Genomic DNA, 17,136 nt, shown 5'->3' with positions numbered 1-17,136 from the left:
TGTTATGAAACGCTTTAATGCAGGTGTTATCACCCTACTTATCATTGCTACCTATTTTATCGCGACAGCCTTTATTCCAGATCTTTATTTGGCCTTTAATTATAAGTTGATTTTGGCCTTGCTTTTTGTGCTTTTGAGCTGGCAATCTAAGGGGAGATTTCTCTTTTTCTTGGGGATGGCTTTTCTGTCGACCTATATCCATGACCTCTTTAGATTGGACTATTCAGAATGGACTCTCTTTGTAGGAATTCTTATCTTGGGAATTGCGGTGGACCGTTTGAGCAAGCCAAGTTATAAGAAGAACTTTTCTTACAAGGTTTCTAAAGAACATGAGCGAGAGATTTTCGCTAAGACCTTATTTTCAGAGTCTGTTCAGGTGGTGACTTCACAAAACCTCGAAACTGTCTATGCCAATGCCGATTTTGGACGTTTGACTTTGGATTTGCGTCAGGCTCAGTTTATGACGGATCGACCTCAGATTGTGGTTCAGGCAAATTTTTCTCAGGTTATCATTCGAGTACCTAAGGATTGGCAAGTGGATGCACACGGCCTTCATACAAGCCTGGCAGGAGTGAAAAGCTACGATAGTCTAGGAGAACGAGACTTGGCTAGCACTACAGTTTCTCTAACAGGTTCAGTATCCTTTGGACAGGTAACTGTCAAACATTGAAAATAATGAAAGAGCGAAAGCTCTTTTTTTCTTGCAAATCCTTTTAATATAACATTGAATACGTTTACAAATAGTGCTATACTGATAGTGAAAATAATTGGAAATTTGCAATCATTTACTAGAAAGGAGTCTCCTTATGAAACGGTTTAATGCTCGGGCCATCTTGTTGCTTTTACTAGCAGCTTGTTTTATCGCTAGTGCCTTTATTCCAGATTTTTGGATCATGGTCAATTATAATCTGGTTTTCTTCGTGGCCTTCTTTTGTTTTGGTATCTTGAATAGGCGACCGCTCCTCATTTTTCTTGGTTTGGCCTTCTTATCACCCTATGTTCATGACTTGTTAAACCTCGATTTTGCACAGTGGAATCTCTTTAGCGGTATCTTTCTAATTGGCTTGGCTTTAGAGCTTTTTTATGGTCGTAGTCCAAAGAAAGGGCTCACTAAAGATTATAAGGTTAATAAGAACGACCAAGAGGGACCTCATATTTCTGTTAAGACCTATATGGCTGAGGATAGGTATCGTATCTATTCTCAAGAAGTCGAAACGATTGATATGAATCTAGCTTTTGGTGAGCTTTGGTTGGATTTGAGTCAGGCCAGCTTTGCGTCAGATCAGGTAGCTGTTCATCTTGATGCTAAGTTTGGTGAAGTTCATATCCGACTTCCTCACGACTGTGTCATGGATGCCACTGGAATTTCACATCCTCTGTCATCTGTGAAGGTGGATCGTTTTGAATCTGATATCGAGCAAGTTGAAACTAGGCTTCATCTGAGCGGAAGTCTCTTCTGTACGGAGTTGGAAGTGGAGTATTAAGGGAAGTCCGATGATATCAGCTCTATCGTCAATTAGCATGGCTCCTATACAAAAGAAAGGAAATCACAGGTATGAATGAAACGGTTATTCAAGTCACATCCCTTGGAAAACGCATCAAGGGAAAGACCATTTTAGAGGAGATTAGTTTTGAGATAAACAAGGGCGATTGTGTGGCCTTGATTGGACCTAATGGGGCAGGTAAGACTGTCTTGATGTCCTGTATTCTTGGTGATAAAAAACCGAGTAATGGTCAGGTCCTCATTGATGGTAAAGCAGGTAAGGCAAAAAATAAAATTGCGGTTCTCCTTCAGGAAAATACCATTCCAAATAGTTTGAAAGTGGAAGAGCTAATTGCCTTCTTCCAATCTATTTCTGATAATCCCTTGACCAATCAAGAGGTTCAGGAACTCCTACAATTCAAGGAAGACCAGTATCAGCAGTTTGCGGACAAACTCTCTGGTGGGCAAAGACGTCTTCTGGCTTTTGTCCTTTGTTTGATTGATAAACCTAAAATCCTCTTCTTGGATGAACCGACAGCGGGTATGGATACCTCCACTCGTCAGCGTTTCTGGGAGATTGTCAATGACTTGAAAAAAGCTGGGACAACTATCCTCTATTCCTCTCACTATATCGAAGAGGTGGAACACACAGCTGACCGTATCTTAGTCCTCCATCAAGGGAAACTCATCAGAGATACCACGCCATACGCTATGCGACACGAAGAGAAGGAGAAGCAGGTCACTCTTCCAAGTAGCTTTGTTAGCATTGTTCATGGACTGCCAGATATCTATGAAATCACTGAAAAGAGGGATGTCATCAGCTTCATGACCAAAGATATCGAAAAGGTATGGCAAAGTCTTGAAAATTCGGGCTGTGGAATTTCTGATATTGAAATTCAAAATAAAACACTCTTGGATAGCCTATTTGATTCAACAAGGGAGGACAAGGCATGAAAGCATTACTAAAAATTGAATGGATTAAAACGTGGCGAAGTTGGCCAGTCTTTATCATGGGAATCGGGATACCTGTCGGATTTTTCCTCCTTTTTTCTAGTATCTTCTCAGCACCTACTCCAGAAGCTCAAAAAGAGTTTTTGCTGTCTTATATGCTGACCATGACTGGCTTCTCCATGTCTAGTTTTGGTTTGTTTACCTTTCCCTATATGTTGCAAGAGGACCGAATTGAACACTGGTTGACCTATATCGAGCACTCAAAGGTTAGTATTGCAGCTTATTATCTTTCTAAAATCTTTCGTGTGCTTCTAAACTTTATGGTTGCCATCATTGTGACCTTTTGTGTAGGTGCCTTTTTCCGAGATGTAGAGATGCCATTCTTTAGATGGGTAGGGTCAGGTGCTCTCTTACTTTTGTCCGGTCTGCTCTTTCTAGCTTTTGGTTTACTTATCGCTCAGATTAAATCTCAACAATTCATGTCTCTTGTGGCAAATATTATTTACCTTGTCTTGCCTATAGTGAGTGGTTCATGGGTTCCTATTTCCATGTTCCCTAAGTGGGTTCAGAGCATCTCTGAGTGGACACCTGTCTATCATGTCAATGAATTGGTCGTTAATTTTGCTATCAATGGGAAATTTTCATGGAAATCACTCCTGTTTATTGTAGCTTATACTGCAGTAGCAACAGGGCTTGCACTCTTTATCAAGTCTCAAAGGGAAAGTGATCGAGGTTAAAGGAGAAATAATGGATATCTGGCAGAAAATGTATGAAAAGGCTCAAGCCTTGTATCAGCCACAGGAAGTCTCAGACTTTGTCTATGCTAGACACGTTGTGGCTGCCGTTGAGGCTGGAGATGGGCAAATTTTCACGGGCTTTTGTATGGAAGGAACGTGTGGTGTTTTCCATCTATGTGCCGAAAGAGCTGCCCTTTTCAATATGTATCAAGAAACTGGTCAAACTAAGGTCAAGCGTATTATCGCCTTTCGTGACCAGCCACCTCATGGTGGACCATCTGGCATGCCTTGTGGGGCTTGTCGAGAATTTCTAATGGAACTCCATCCTGACAATCGTAACTTGGAGTTTATGGTTGACTACGACACACGTCAAACCATTACTTTGGGCGAATTATTGCCACTATGGTGGGGCGAAGAACGGACTCAACAGTTTGAAGAGAAGTTAGAAGATAAGTCTTAAGGTTTATAAAATCAATAATCCTCGCATCTTAAGTGTGAGGGTTTATTTTTTTTGAAATTAATTTCAGAAAATTCGAAATTTACCTTGGAATTCAAAATGAAAGTGCTATACTATTCTGTGAAAATAGAAAGAAGGTTTCATTATGGAGTCACTTGTATCTTTTAGTAAATGGCTCAGCAAATGGTTTACTGTAGCTGTTATCCTCTGGGCGGCCTTTAACTATGCCCTTCCCGCAACTAGTAGTTGGGTCATTCCCAATACGGCTTATCTGCTTGGTTTGATTCTCTTTGGTATGGGGCTTACCTTGACAACTGAAGATTTTAAACGTATTGCTAAGCGTCCAATTCCAGTTGTTCTAGGGACTGTAGCTCACTATGTCATCATGCCTGGTTTGGCTTGGTTGCTTTGTATGATTTTCCATCTGAAAGGTGCGACAGCAGCAGGGGTTATCCTTGTTGGCTCTTGTCCAAGTGGGACTTCATCGAGTGTCATGGCCTTCCTTTCAGGTGGGGATGTTGCCTTGGATGTCTCTATTGAAACCCTCTCAACTCTCTTGGCACCACTCATGATTCCAACCCTCTTGTCATTCTTGGCTGGTCAGTACGTGAGTGTTCCTGCCCAAAGCCTCTTCCTAAGTACCTTGCGTATCGTGGTTGTCCCTATTATCTTGGGTGTGCTCGTTCACTCAATCTTTGGTAAGAAAATCGATGCCATCATCAAGATTATGCCTTTGATTTCACAAGCCGCCATCCTCTTGATTGTTGGAGCAGTTGTTTCTGCCAACCATGCCAATATTTTCACAGCAGCGACAGCCCTTGTTATCCCAGTTGTTATGCTTCATAACCTTTGTGGTTATGCCCTTGGTTTTGGATTTTCAAAAATCCTTGGTTTGGAAGAACCACAACAAAAAGCCATTACTTTCGAAGTGGGGATGCAAGACTCAAGTCTTGGAGCAACCCTTGCCATGAAATATTTCGTGCCACAAGCTGCCATCCCATCAACTATCTTCAGTATTTGGCACAATATCTCAGGTTCTATCCTCTCATCATGGTGGAAGAACCATTCAAAAAATAGTCATTAAGATAAATGAAAAGCTGACCTTGGGTTGGCTTTTATTTTTTAATAAATAATCTTTTCTGAGACTGTCCTTAGGTGATGATGGACGTTAGCGAACGTCAAGGAAGTTCCATACCTAAGCTTAGAGTATAAGGTCTCGATATTTATGAACCTCTGAAGTTTAAGTTCTTAGGGGGGTATCATAGCGGAAAGTCTCAGTTAAACTCACTTTGTTCTCAAAAAGAATGTGATGTCATTATATGCAGGCCTTCTTAATTCATGGCATATTTAAAAACGTTTATTTACCACTTAAAAAGGACATTCTTGACTATGTTATAATAGAAAGACAAAAGCAGTTTAGGAGAATGTTATGGCAACAATTGGTATTGATTTGGGAACGACGAATAGTCTAGCGGTTACCTATCGTGAGGGTGAGGTTGAGCTGATTCCAAATGGTTTTGGAGAATATTTGACACCCAGCGTGGTCCATGTGTCTGATGATGTTTTGACGGTTGGAAAAATTGCGAAGGAACGCTTAGTGACTGACCCTGATAATACGGCCCAACTCTTTAAACGTTCAATGGGAACCAATGAAATATTTTACCTTGATGGGGAAGCTTTTTCGGCAACGGATTTGTCAACTTTGGTGGTTAAACAATTAGTAGCAGATGCGGAGAGTTACTTAGGTGAAAAGGTAGATGAGATACTTATAAGTGTGCCGGCTTATTTTAACGAGAAGCAACGCTCTGCGACCAAGGCTATCGGACAACGATTGGGGATTAAAGTGGAACGTTTGATTAACGAGCCTTCTGCGGCTGCCATTGCTTGTCACAAGATTGGTAAGGACGAATCTTTCATCGTCTTCGACTTTGGAGGAGGAACGCTTGATGTTTCTGTGGTTGATTGCTTTGATAATGTAATTTCAATCGTTTCCATTGCAGGGGATAACTTCTTGGGAGGTAGTGACTTTGATAAGGCTATCGCTGAAGATTTTTGCCAGTTTCAAGGGATTGATTTGGAGAAGTTAGATACGAAGCAAAAGTCTAGTCTCCTTTTGTCCGCAGAACGGTGTAAACTCAAGTTGCAAAAGGAAAAAGTGGCTGCAGTGTCCTTGACCTATGATGACCAGTATTACATGAAACAATATAATCAGGCAGAGCTTAAGACCATCATTCAACCTGTTCTTGACCGTGTTAAAAAAGTCATTGGTAGAGCGGTGAGTGATAGTGGCTACAAGGCACATGAGCTGGATGCTTTTATCTTGGTCGGTGGGTCTAGCATGATGCCTTTGGTTCAATCTTATATTACGAATCTGCTAAATCTTCCTATTAAGCGTCTGAAGGATATGGATGAGTTGGTTGCGCGTGGTTTGGGGACTTACTTGGCGGTCAAAGAGCGTCAGGAGAATGTCAAAGATTTGGTGATTACAGATATTTGTCCTTTCTCATTGGGAATCAGTGCCTATGACTCTGACTTTGATAAAAATATCTTTTCAAAGGTCATTAATAAGCTGTCTGTCCTTCCGACCTCTGCAAGTAAATATTATTATGCCAGTCGGGGACAGAAACAGTGTCGCTTTATGATTTATCAGGGAGAGTCGCTCGACCCTGAGGCAAATCTCTTTTTGGATGAGTTTATTATCGATGTTCCTGGGACTGCAACTAAGACAGAGTTTTTTGAAACCACCTTTACTTACGATATTAATTCCATGCTCTATATAGAGGTTAAACTGGGGTCAACAGGCGAGACTAAAACGTATCGTATCAGTAGTCAAAGTAAAATCGAAGAGGTCGATAAGAGTGAGCATCTGGAAAATATCAAGCTTGTCTCTGATCAATTGTCCTTTGAGGCCGACTTTAAAACGCAGTCTGAGCGGGCCTATCGTTTAGTCATGGAAATGCCTTATAAGATGCAATTACATTTTTTGTGGCAAATGGAAGATTTTGAAAAAGGCTATCAGTTGGCTATTAACAATATCAAGAAGCGAAAAGAAATCGTGAAACGCTACCAAGCTTATCTTGATAGCATTGAAAATATCATGTCACTAGATGATTTGGATATTTTCCGTCAAGAAGAAGCTGACCATGAGGAGACTGGTGAGCCCTTTGATAGGTCTGATGACCCTAATTTCTGGAGATAGGAGGTGACGCATGAATTTTTGGTCGATTTTGGGCATTCAACCAACCAATAATCTTAAAGACATCAAGAGAGCCTATGCCAAACAGAGTAAGGTCTATCACCCTGAGGATGACCCTGAAAATTTCCAACGCCTGCAAAAGACTTATCAAGAGGCCCTTGCCTGGCAAAAATCGCATTCTGAAAATGAGGATATGGATGCCGTCATAGGCCATAAACAGGCCGATGGCAGCGTGGTCGGTCTGGTATCTGCCTCTCAGCTAGAAGCTTCCTTTAAACAAGCTGCAGATGCTAGTAAGTCTAGTCAAAATCAAGAAAGTTTTGAAGAACTTGAGCTTACGGCTTCTGCGACGGAAGAAGTCGAAGACAAGCAAGTGACAGAACATGACTTTCAGCAGGTGATCTCTGAGGAAGAACAGGAACAGTTGGATGAGTTAGCCTTATCTGATATTCATGAAACGTTCAATCATAGTGAGCCTTATTCAAGGACTAGCGAGGACTCTGTTCTTAGAGAAGATTTAGCTATTAAGGATCAGGATAGTTTTCTTCAAGTTGTTGAGGAGTATTGTCTTTGCAATCCTCTTACTATTTCTAAACTCAAAGGTTATATCAATCAGTGCTCTGATTTGGGCTGGTTGGGTGATCAGGATTTTGCCTACCGTTTGACTAAGACTATAGGAGCTATACTCGAAAGAGGCGGTCTGAAATATGAGACCTTGGAAGGGCTTGAAACGTTAGCTAAGGAGTTTGATTTCACATTGTTGGAGGCCTACCTTTGTGACCTCTTGGATAAGAAATACAAGCAAGATGTTTGGCAGGGACGTCCGATACGTCAAGTGACGGAAGTGACCGAGCCCACCCGAGCAGGGCAAAAGATTATTGTCGTCTATTTTCTCATTATGGTATGTGGTATCTTTTTCCTCGCCAATGGCTTTTTCACCCGAGAAATGCTGAAATCGCAACCTAAGAAGATACAAGTCATTACAGGACTTACAGGAAATGAACTGGTCTCACAGGGGACGGTGGATAAAGCAGCATCTGCTATTTCTGATTTGGCTAAAAAGTCAGACAAGCCCATTTCTGACACTAAAAAGGTGGTCTACGACCAGGCCAGTTCAACCTTTGTGATTGAGGATAGCAAGACAGGACAGCATCAAGAACTACCAGGCGTGACAGAGGTTTATGTTTTGCCAGTTTATGAAAATGGTCAAGAAGACAAAGGGCTTGCTACAAGCAATGACGGTAGCAATTGGGAACTTAGAGATAGTGACGGCCAAGTCCGTGGTCCAATTACTTTATCAGTTGCCATGTCATCAGATATTGCTATCAAGAGTGAAAATGGAAGCTACACTACGGTAGAGAAGGAGTAGGACATGAAAGATTTTATTTTAAGAAATAGTGAAAGAGTCTTCGCTCTCCTCCTTACAGGTATTTTCCTAGCTCTCTTGTATTTTGGAAATCAGAAAGGCTTACATCTCTGGTTTGAAAGTGGGCGTGAAAGTGGTAGTCTAGGCTTGGTGACGGGAATCTTTATCGTTTTTTTGCTTGGGCTTATCGCTATTATCTGTATATTAACAGATAGATTTCTCCTCTTTGTCTTAACCAAGATGGGTTATTATAGCGAGGATTGGTCTAAGGTTGTTGGCGTCATCATTGGAAAGAGAATTGCCAAAGCACCAAGAACAAGGGCTAATCATTTCCTAGTGGTTAAGGTTGGTGACACTAAACGTAACTTTTTCGTCAGCCAATCTAACTTTAATACTCTTGAAAAAGGTGATAGCCTTTGGCTACGGAAAGTCAGAGTGCATTATAAAGGACGTGTCGTCCGCACTTTTTACGAACTCGCTGATCGATATTAGACAGTAAGAAGCTGACCTTGGGTTGGCTTTTTATATTGACTAAAATTTACAAAAAAACTTAGGTCCTCTCCTAAGTTTTTGTTAATAAGATTATTTATCTATGTTTAAGAGTCTTTCAATCTCTTGATAAAGTATTTCTGTAGGTTGATAGGCTTTGCTTATCTGAGTTAGAGAGTGTAATTTAGGCCAATCTTTTTGAGAAATTAATGCTTGGAATAAATCTAAGACTTCAGAATCTGTCTTTTTTCGAGAGACAAGTCCTACCTGGGCTAACTCAGCTCGTAAGGCGTTGTCAAACTGATCAAAATCTTGAGGAAGAATAAGGCTAGGAATGCCTTGTTCGATACATCCCATTAGAATACCGGAACCAGCGTGATGTATCACAAAGTCCATTTTATCTAGAATGTCTGTGTAGGGCAGATAATCAAAAAGTAAAAGATTGTTATTTAGATGATGTGGCGGATTTTGCAAACCACTTGGGTTACCTAGTGTGACATAAAAATGATAGTCAGGATATTCTTGACTTAGTATTTGGGCCAATTTCACCATTCTTTCTTTTTCCCATTTTAAATGGGTGCCGCAAGTCACTAACACGCGTTTTTTAGAGGTCGTGAAATACTGTTCTTGTTCCTTGGGGAGTTTGTCAAAAGAAAGACAGCGATAACCAACCCACTTAAGATGGGGTGGAAAATCATCTCTAAACTCCAACTCTTTTATTCCCAGAGCCAGAATTGAATAAGGAGAATAGATGGTTTCTGTACCATCCTCTCTATAAAGTTTGAAATCTTGTAAATATTTAAGATTTCTTTTAACAAGTGCAAAGCCAATTCTTTTTGCCATGCGGATAATCTGCCTACCCAGTGCATCTCTACATTTGTAGAGGATTCCCTGATGGGGTTTCCACCCTCCTAAATAAGCAGGAGTGGTCGTGCGACTCTCAATAGCTACTGGACTTGGAATGGTCGTAATCCAGGGTATTCCCAAACGGTCTGCTAAAATACCAGCAGGAGCTGCAATGAAATCTGCAATAATCAAATCTGGTTTTCCATCGGACTCCCAAATTCGCTTGATTTCGTCTATAACTTCTGGAATTAGTTTGCTATTTGCGATTAATTGTTGGTACATAATATGTGGTTTTGCTTGCTTAGAGGTATTGGCGATATCTTCCATCACTGTCGGACGATCTGGAAATAAGGCAACACAGTCAAAGCCAATTTTTTCAACTAATTTCTTCTTTTGATAACCTGTGATGACACGTATTTGAAAACGAGGGTCTTCTAACAAGGGTTTCACCAGTGTCAAGGTCGGAAATAAATGACCACTAAATGGTACGCTAATCACATCTATCTTTATTACTTTGTTCAATCCAGTCATGAATGATTCCTTTCACATCTTCTTTGTATTCATAGCTATAATGATCCGAATCCACTAGGATATCCGCTTGGTGGGAATCCAAGAATTTAGAATATGGATCTTTTTTTCCTTTAATCACCAGTACCTCTAGTTTTTTGTTGTTTAAGAGTTTTTGGGAGACAGGACCAAGTGCGATTATGCGAAATCTTGGAAGGGTGACCTGATTCCCTAAACTTCTGAGCCACTGGGTCAGCATATTGACACCTGAACTCTTACAAACAAGAACTACTTCCTGAGCTTCCAACAAGGGAGACAAGTGCTCCTGTAACAACTTTTGGAAACGAAGGTTCAAAATCGTATGCCAATAGTAGATGATATTGGATGCAGAAGCTGACAAGAGGGATACTTGTGGAGACTTTATATGTTCAAAATCTTTATTGAAGGGAAAATTACTGGCTACCACTGAATAGCCAGATGGACAAATTGCATGGAGGAGGTCTAGTTGCCCAGCTGTCAGCCCGGCACAAGTAATATCACTGCTCCCACTAAGAAAGAGAACCAAGCAATCAGAGTCTAGCATGGTCTGATCAGGAGACAAAGCAGACAAACGGTCTAGATAGGACTTCATCTTACTCATAACGAATCTTTCCATCCGTTACACGAATCTTCCGCCCCCGCCAATTAATCACAGGAGGAGTCAATAGAACATAGACAAACATCCAAGGAAGCAGGAGATCATTCAGTACTTCGTAGGTGACTTCATCCAAGTGTAGGCGATTGGATAGAATACTTTGTCGATAGAGGAGCATCCATCCTGCCTTGAATAGTAGTAAACTCAAGGCTAGAAGAAGATAAGGCCAACCTAAAAACAGACTTAGGATGAATCCTGGAAGAGGCAGAAAACTCGGTAAGCCAATGAGGCAAAAGACCTTCCAATCCAGGTGTTCTTTGAGATAGATAGAGCTAAAGAGAAGCCATCGCTTCATCTGGAGCAGGTATTGCTTGGCGTCCTTGATAGTGGTTCGAACATTACAGGTGACCCGTGTTTGGATAATGGATACTCCTTTACTCCTCAAAAAATCGGCCACGGCTAAATCATCACATAGATAATCCTTGATCGCTGTGAAGAGCCCCTGGTCTTTTGCAAGTTCTACCGGTAGGATATAAAACATCCCGTTGATGGAGTGATTCGCCTCAACTTCTGCCATGGTAAAATAAGTAATAAAAGAATTGCCATTAACGAATGCTGCAACCAGCTTGGACCAGAAATTACTTCTTTCTTGGTTATAGGGAATACCTGTCAGAATGACCTCTTGACCTAGATAGGTAGTCAGCTCACCCATTTTAGAAAAATCAATCACACTATCATCGTCCAAAACAATCAGATAAGGCCGGGTCAGCTCCTCTACAACCTGCTCAATCTTGTAACTCTTGGGATTAATCCCCTGAGGGACGTCTTCAATGAGAAAGATTCGAATGCGTTGGGCAAAGGAAGCATCTTGGCAAATCTGATCTGCTACTCGCTGGGCTTCTGTATCAGACTGGTCGATCAACCAGTAGAACTCCACTGATTCTGTTTGCTGGAGATTAGCCCGCAAATCATTCGCTAAACGAGGATCCCCAGAGAGGATGGGTTGGACCACTGTAAAAAGCTCTTCTGGGAAGTCCGCAATATGAGACTGGTCTTTTTTATAATAGATGAAGGACAGCAACCAACGGATGAGAAATAAGAGAAGATAAGCAACGCCTAAAAATATAAATATAAATTTCATCTATTAAGTCCCTTTCGTAAATACCTTGCAAGGAGACGAATAATCCATCTTTGGGGAAGCAGACGACCTAGCAAAACTAGCAATCGATAGCGAAGGCCGATAACAGCATAGGAAGTCCCCCTCTCTATGAATCGAATCAACTGCTGAGCGACTTTCTCGGGCTTCATCTGAAAACGACTACCTCCCAATGCTTCTACTAGTTTAGGAGGAAAAATACCTGTTTGGACTGGTCCAAGAATATAGAGACCTAACTGAGCTGGGGAATCTGATTGACTTAGTTCCTCCTGGAGAGCAAGAGTATAGGTCTGCAAGGCAGCCTTGCTGGAACTGTAGGCTGCTAGATAGGGATGAGGAAAAAGAGCTGCCAGTGAAGAAAGTTGGACTAGCCGGATTTTCCGATTTTTCTGCACTAGCAATTTCATTAGCTGGACTGGAGCATGGTAGTTTACCTGCCAGAGCTCTTGTTCCTTTTCTGTGGCTAAATCACTTCCTATGGAGAAGCTAGCTAGTCCTGCACAATTGACCAGAAGGTCAGCATCTAATGCCTTTCCAAAATTCTCCAGTGCTTCCTTATCACACAGATTTAAAACCTTAATTGAAAGTTGTGCCTTGCTTCCAGCTAATTCATTTTGCAGTTGGACTAATTTGTCTGGATTTCGGCCTACTAGAACCAGAAAATCAAGATGTTTTGCCAGTTCAGTTGCTAGGTGACGTCCAATTCCTCCTGTAGCTCCCAAAATAATTGCCTTACTAAATGAGTCAGTTGTTTGCATAACTCTAGTTTATCAGATTTTACTGAAACAGAAAACTACCTCTCAATTCCTTTGGAAAGAATGTTTGTCATGATGGAGGTAAGTTAGGGGATTCTTGCTAAAAAATATTGAAAAGTTTTATGTTAAAGTATTTGTGGCAAGCTTTGATTGATTAATGGATGAAAAATCTTACTGAAGAAGTGTATCTATTCAGAGAAAATGAGTTTAGATAGTATTTGGTTTTGAGTAGTTCTTTCAAAAAAAATTTGCTATGCTAATGTTATGGGAAAACTAAAAATTGACGTGGTCATCGTTCCATTAAGTGGGCACCTTTATCCAACCATGAATCTGCTAATGCCTTTATTAAAAAATCCTCGCTATGATATTCGTTTATTCACAGGACAGCAGAAACGTGCAGTAGCTGAGGCAGCAGGCTTTAAGGTTGTTACTATTCTTGAAGGTCATGAAATGGACTTTGAAAGGGTGGCTAATAATAAGGAGCAATTGGGCCTTTTTTCTGCTTATCGTCAACTATCAGCTAGTCTTGATATTATTAATCTTGTTTCCGATCAATTACTATCGGAATGGAAAGTAAGCCGACCTGATTTAGTCATTGCCGATTATGTCAGTTTGTCGGGTGGACTTGTTGCAGAGCAAATGGGGATTCCGTGGATAACGACAATGGCCACACAATTTGCTATTGAAACGACGGATGGTCCTCCTTGTTTCTTCGGAGGAATGGGAAGTCCGAAGAATCGCAATCAATTGATTCAACAATGGCTAGGCAGAAAACTGACTCGTTTCTTGAAGTATTCCGCCACTTTTTTATTACGAAATCGTTTAAAGCGTTATGGTTTTAAAATGTACAACCATAAGGGACAAGAGAGTATCTATTCACCGTATTCTATTTTAGGAATAGGAATGAAAGAGTTGGAGATAAAGAAAGGGTTCCCAGAACATTACCACTGGGTGGGTCCTACTGGAGGTTCAGTTGAGCGATGTGAGGATTATCCTCTTGATTTGTCGCCATTTGCAAATCGTAAAATTGTCTTTGTGACTTGTGGGACCCAATTGGATTGGGCAAAGGACAATTTAATTTACCAAACGAAGCTGTTAGCTAAGTCTCATCCAGAGTGCCAGTTTTTTGTAACTTTAGGTCTTGGAGGGCAAGAATTCCAATGCCAAAAATTAATGGATAATGTTTCAGTGGTTTCTTATCTTCCCTACAATGAATACATTCCTCAGATGGATTATGTCATTCACCACGGTGGTTCAGGTATTTTTTTCCAATGTATTATAAATAAAAAGCCATCCTTAATACTTCCTCACGATTATGACCAGTATGACTATGCTATTCGTGGACTTGAGGCAGGTGTGGCTTTGACTGCCAAAAGAGAGGATGACAAGGCAATTGGGCAAGCTTTTGAGGCATTGTTGGCTAAGAAAGATTGGTCTGAGTTAGAGGCTTTAAGTCATGCTGCCAAGTCATATCATCCTACAGAAGTAGTGGAGGGTGAAATAGCTCGCCTGCTGGCAGACAAGGAGAAAAAACAATGAAGAAAGTTTTAGTAACGGGGGCTACAGGTTTTTTAGGCAAATATGTTGTGGAAGAACTGGTTGAGCACGGTTATCAAGTCCGAGCTTTTGGTCGTAATCGTGCAATTGGCCAGTCTCTGGTAAACGCCTCTGTGACCTTTATTCAAGGAGATTTGACAAACCAAGAGGATTTGACTAAGGCTTGTCAGGAAATGGATATGGTCGTTCATGCCGGTGCTTTGTCAACGGTTTGGGGTCCTTGGGAAGACTTTTACCAAACGAATGTCTTAGGGACTAAATACGTCCTTGAAGCTTGCCGTAAGGCTAATATCGAGCGCTTGGTATATGTGTCGTCTCCAAGTATCTATGCAGCGCCTAGAGACCAGCTGGATATCAAAGAAAGCGATGCCCCTCAGGAAAATAGGCTTAACAATTACATTCGAAGTAAATTGGCATCAGAAAAACTATTTAAAGATTATCCTGATGTGTCTAGTGTCATATTGCGACCTCGAGGACTTTTTGGGATTGGAGACACCAGCATTTTGCCACGTGTTCTTAATCTTAGTCAGAAGATCGGTATTCCTTTGATTGGTGATGGTCGCCAACTGATGGATATGACCTGTGTGGAAAATGTTGCTTTGGCTATTCGTCTGGCTTTGGAAACTCCTCAAGCAGCTGGAGAGGTTTATAATATTACCAATGGAGAACCCAGAGCATTTAGGAACTTGATTGAAGAAACCTTGAGAGGTTTGGGCTATCCCATCCGCTATCGCAAAATTCCAGCTCCACTTTTGTCTGTTATTTCAAGTAGTTTGGAGTGTATTTATAAGAGACTAAAGCTCAAAGGAGAGCCAGCCCTAACACGCTATACCTATTACTTGCTGCGCTATAGTCAGACTTTAGATATTAGCAAGGCAGAGCGTGACTTGGGCTATCGGCCTAAAATAACGATTTCAGAAGGGATTGAACAATATGTCCAAGATTATCGAAAGCATTGATTATTTTCCTGCGGGATATTGTACTAGCTATACTGGTCTTTTGTTCAAGAAAGTCAAGAATAAAAAGATGACCTTTCCAGCCGGTGTCTTTCTAATCAAACACAGAGATAAAGGCTATCTGCTTTATGATACAGGTTATCACTACGATATTAAGACCCAGCTTCGCTATGGCTTGTATCGTTTAGGAACGCCGGTGCAGATGACAGAAAAGGATCAAATTTCAAACTTGTTGAAGGCGAAGGGGATTAGGCCTGATGACATTACTTATGTTATGCTTTCCCACCTGCATCCTGATCATTTGGGAGGGGCTGGCTTCTTTCCTAATGCGAGCTTCCTTCTGACTCAGGAGGTTTATGAGGTTTATCAGAAGCCTAAGTTGAAGGATTTGATTTTTAAGGAATTCTTGCCAGCGTCTTTTGAGAAACAGGTAAAAGTAATCAAGGCTGATCAGCAAAACTCAACTTTTCCTTATCGTCCGACCTGTGATTTATTTGGAGATGGAAGTATCTTGGTAGCCTCTGTTGATGGTCATGCCAAGGGTCAGGCTTGTCTCTATATTCCAGATTATAATCTTTTTATCGCAGCGGACTTGTGCTGGGGTGTCGATTTGCTACCTTATACGAAACAAATGCACCTCATTCCGTCCTTGGTTCAGGATAATATGGCGGATTATATCAAGGGGACTGAGTTACTAGAGGATATCCTAAAAGATGGGACGGAAGTACTAGTTAGTCATGACCCTGTAGAAAGGATAGAGCGTATCTTGTATGAAAAAAATAACCTTTCTTAAAACCTTTATCCAAACCAGATGGCTTCACAACTTCAAAACGAGAGCAGCTTTAGAAGCTTATCAGAAAAAGCAATTATCTAACTATATGGATTTTCTAAAACGGGAGTCTCCTTATTTCAAAAATGGTGTTCCTACTGACTTCGACCATATGGATAAGACCTTTATGATGACGCATTTTAACGAGTTAAACACTCAAGGCATCGATCGCGATGAGGCTTTAGCCTTGGCTATTGAGAGTGAGAAGACTCGTGACTTCACGGAACTTAAAGGTGAAGTAGCTGTTGGTTTATCTTCAGGAACATCGGGACATCGTGGCCTCTTCATCACGACCGAGAAAGAGCGAAGCATGTGGGCGGCAGCTATTTTAGCTAAGATGTTACCCAAGAGGCACCTTTTTGGCCACCGAATTGCCTTTTTCCTTAGAGCAGATAATGAACTCTACCAGACTATCAATACGTCATTGATACGATTAGAATACTTCGATATTTTCAAAAATACCGATGAACATATTGAACGTCTTAATCATTATCAACCGACCATTGTTGTGGCACCAGCTTCCATGCTGATAGAGTTGAGCAAGCGTCTTAAGGCAGGAGACTTGTCTATCTCACCGCAAAAAATTGTCTCTGTATCAGAAATTTTAGAGGATAGTGATAGAATTCGCATCTCGAGTGCTTTTAAGCTACCCATTATTGACCAGGTTTATCAAGCGACGGAAGGTTTTCTAGCCTGCACCTGTTCTGCAGGATATCTTCACCTCAATGAGGATATCATTTTTGTAGAGAAAGAGTATCTGGATGAGCATCGATTTTATCCAGTGATAACGGATTTCAAGCGAAGCAGTCAACCTGTTTACCGTTACAAACTTAATGATATCTTGGTTGAAAATCCTGAACCTTGTCCATGTGGTTCTCATTATACAAGGATTGACAAGGTCGAAGGTCGCTCCGATGATATCTTCTACTTTGAAGGTCAGGATGGAGGACAGGTGACAATCTATCCTGATTTTATCAGGCGTTGTATTCTCTTTGTGGAAAATGTTGGAGACTATCAAGTCAAGCAACATTCAGAGAAGATTGTTGAAGTCTGTCTCAGCCAACGAGACGAGCAAGTAGAAGAAGCTATCACAGCTCAATTTCAACTCTTGGCGCAGCAAAAGCAGTTTAAGGTTCCAGAAATCCATTTTTCCGATTATCATTGGGATACCAGTCGAAAACTCAAACGTATTCACCGTTTATGAAAGGATGAATGAC

The 17,136-nt window shown here is 41.1% G+C and carries 17 protein-coding genes; 13 read left to right on the top strand and 4 right to left on the bottom strand.

Annotated features, from left to right (window positions below; translation table 11 throughout):
• Positions 1 to 4 precede the first annotated feature (4 nt).
• From AX662_RS06475 to AX662_RS06435, 9 genes are all read left to right on the top strand, one after another.
• Positions 5 to 670 carry a hypothetical protein gene (locus AX662_RS06475; protein ID WP_004182310.1) on the top strand — a complete coding sequence of 222 codons (666 nt, stop codon included), beginning with the start codon at positions 5 to 7 and terminating at the stop codon, positions 668 to 670.
• Positions 671 to 806: 136 nt separating this feature from the next.
• Positions 807 to 1,484, top strand: a complete 678-nt coding sequence (locus tag AX662_RS06470) for a hypothetical protein (protein WP_004182311.1) — start codon at positions 807 to 809, stop codon at positions 1,482 to 1,484.
• Between the two features lie 71 nt (positions 1,485 to 1,555).
• The gene (locus AX662_RS06465) at positions 1,556 to 2,437 is read left to right on the top strand and encodes an ABC transporter ATP-binding protein (protein WP_004182312.1); all 882 of its coding nucleotides are present in this window, start codon (positions 1,556 to 1,558) and stop codon (positions 2,435 to 2,437) included.
• Positions 2,434 to 3,171 (top strand): ABC transporter permease, encoded by a 738-nt coding sequence (locus AX662_RS06460; protein WP_004182313.1) that lies wholly within the window; start codon positions 2,434 to 2,436, stop codon positions 3,169 to 3,171. The genes AX662_RS06465 and AX662_RS06460 overlap by 4 nt, the downstream gene beginning before the upstream one ends.
• Before the next feature lie 10 nt (positions 3,172 to 3,181).
• Complete coding sequence (locus AX662_RS06455) at positions 3,182 to 3,631, top strand: cytidine deaminase family protein (RefSeq protein WP_004182315.1); 450 nt, start codon at positions 3,182 to 3,184, stop codon at positions 3,629 to 3,631.
• Positions 3,632 to 3,773: 142 nt separating this feature from the next.
• Complete coding sequence (locus AX662_RS06450; RefSeq protein WP_037602152.1) at positions 3,774 to 4,712, top strand: bile acid:sodium symporter family protein; 939 nt, start codon at positions 3,774 to 3,776, stop codon at positions 4,710 to 4,712.
• A 345-nt stretch (positions 4,713 to 5,057) separates the two neighbouring features.
• Positions 5,058 to 6,827 carry an Hsp70 family protein gene (locus AX662_RS06445; protein ID WP_060971955.1) on the top strand — a complete coding sequence of 590 codons (1,770 nt, stop codon included), beginning with the start codon at positions 5,058 to 5,060 and terminating at the stop codon, positions 6,825 to 6,827.
• 10 nt (positions 6,828 to 6,837) lie between these two features.
• A complete protein-coding gene (locus AX662_RS06440; RefSeq protein ID WP_060971954.1) occupies positions 6,838 to 8,193 on the top strand; it encodes a J domain-containing protein in 1,356 nt (451 codons plus the stop codon).
• A gap of 3 nt (positions 8,194 to 8,196) precedes the next feature.
• Positions 8,197 to 8,682 (top strand): hypothetical protein, encoded by a 486-nt coding sequence (locus AX662_RS06435; RefSeq protein ID WP_060971953.1) that lies wholly within the window; start codon positions 8,197 to 8,199, stop codon positions 8,680 to 8,682.
• 90 nt (positions 8,683 to 8,772) lie between these two features.
• Here AX662_RS06435 and AX662_RS06430 read toward each other — a convergent pair whose 3' ends face one another.
• From AX662_RS06430 to AX662_RS06415, 4 genes are read right to left on the bottom strand one after another with little or no spacing between them, the layout of a single operon-like run.
• A complete protein-coding gene (locus AX662_RS06430) occupies positions 8,773 to 10,056 on the bottom strand; it encodes a glycosyltransferase (protein WP_037600963.1) in 1,284 nt (427 codons plus the stop codon).
• Positions 10,016 to 10,672, bottom strand: coding sequence for a hypothetical protein (locus AX662_RS06425; RefSeq protein WP_037600960.1), 657 nt, complete (start codon positions 10,670 to 10,672; stop codon positions 10,016 to 10,018). Before AX662_RS06425 ends, AX662_RS06430 begins: the two co-directional genes overlap by 41 nt.
• Entirely contained in the window at positions 10,665 to 11,807 is a 1,143-nt protein-coding gene (locus AX662_RS06420; RefSeq protein WP_060971952.1) for a glycosyltransferase, read from the bottom strand. The genes AX662_RS06425 and AX662_RS06420 overlap by 8 nt, the downstream gene beginning before the upstream one ends.
• Positions 11,804 to 12,580, bottom strand: a complete 777-nt coding sequence (locus AX662_RS06415; protein WP_060971951.1) for an SDR family NAD(P)-dependent oxidoreductase — start codon at positions 12,578 to 12,580, stop codon at positions 11,804 to 11,806. The genes AX662_RS06420 and AX662_RS06415 overlap by 4 nt, the downstream gene beginning before the upstream one ends.
• 261 nt (positions 12,581 to 12,841) lie before the next feature.
• Between AX662_RS06415 and AX662_RS06410 the strand changes: the two genes are divergently transcribed.
• From AX662_RS06410 to AX662_RS06395, 4 genes are read left to right on the top strand one after another with little or no spacing between them, the layout of a single operon-like run.
• Entirely contained in the window at positions 12,842 to 14,116 is a 1,275-nt protein-coding gene (locus AX662_RS06410) for a glycosyltransferase (protein ID WP_060971950.1), read from the top strand.
• Complete coding sequence (locus tag AX662_RS06405) at positions 14,113 to 15,093, top strand: NAD-dependent epimerase/dehydratase family protein (RefSeq protein WP_060971949.1); 981 nt, start codon at positions 14,113 to 14,115, stop codon at positions 15,091 to 15,093. Before AX662_RS06410 ends, AX662_RS06405 begins: the two co-directional genes overlap by 4 nt.
• The gene (locus tag AX662_RS06400) at positions 15,068 to 15,883 is read left to right on the top strand and encodes an MBL fold metallo-hydrolase (RefSeq protein WP_060971948.1); all 816 of its coding nucleotides are present in this window, start codon (positions 15,068 to 15,070) and stop codon (positions 15,881 to 15,883) included. The genes AX662_RS06405 and AX662_RS06400 overlap by 26 nt, the downstream gene beginning before the upstream one ends.
• Positions 15,861 to 17,123: a F390 synthetase-related protein gene (locus AX662_RS06395; RefSeq protein ID WP_060971947.1), complete on the top strand. Its 1,263-nt coding sequence runs from the start codon at positions 15,861 to 15,863 to the stop codon at positions 17,121 to 17,123. Before AX662_RS06400 ends, AX662_RS06395 begins: the two co-directional genes overlap by 23 nt.
• Positions 17,124 to 17,136: the final 13 nt, after the last annotated feature.

This window comes from Streptococcus sp. CCH5-D3 (assembly GCF_001556435.1).
In the GTDB taxonomy this organism is placed as follows: Bacteria; Bacillota; Bacilli; order Lactobacillales; family Streptococcaceae; genus Streptococcus.
This window is presented reverse-complemented; position numbering and strand designations above follow the sequence as displayed.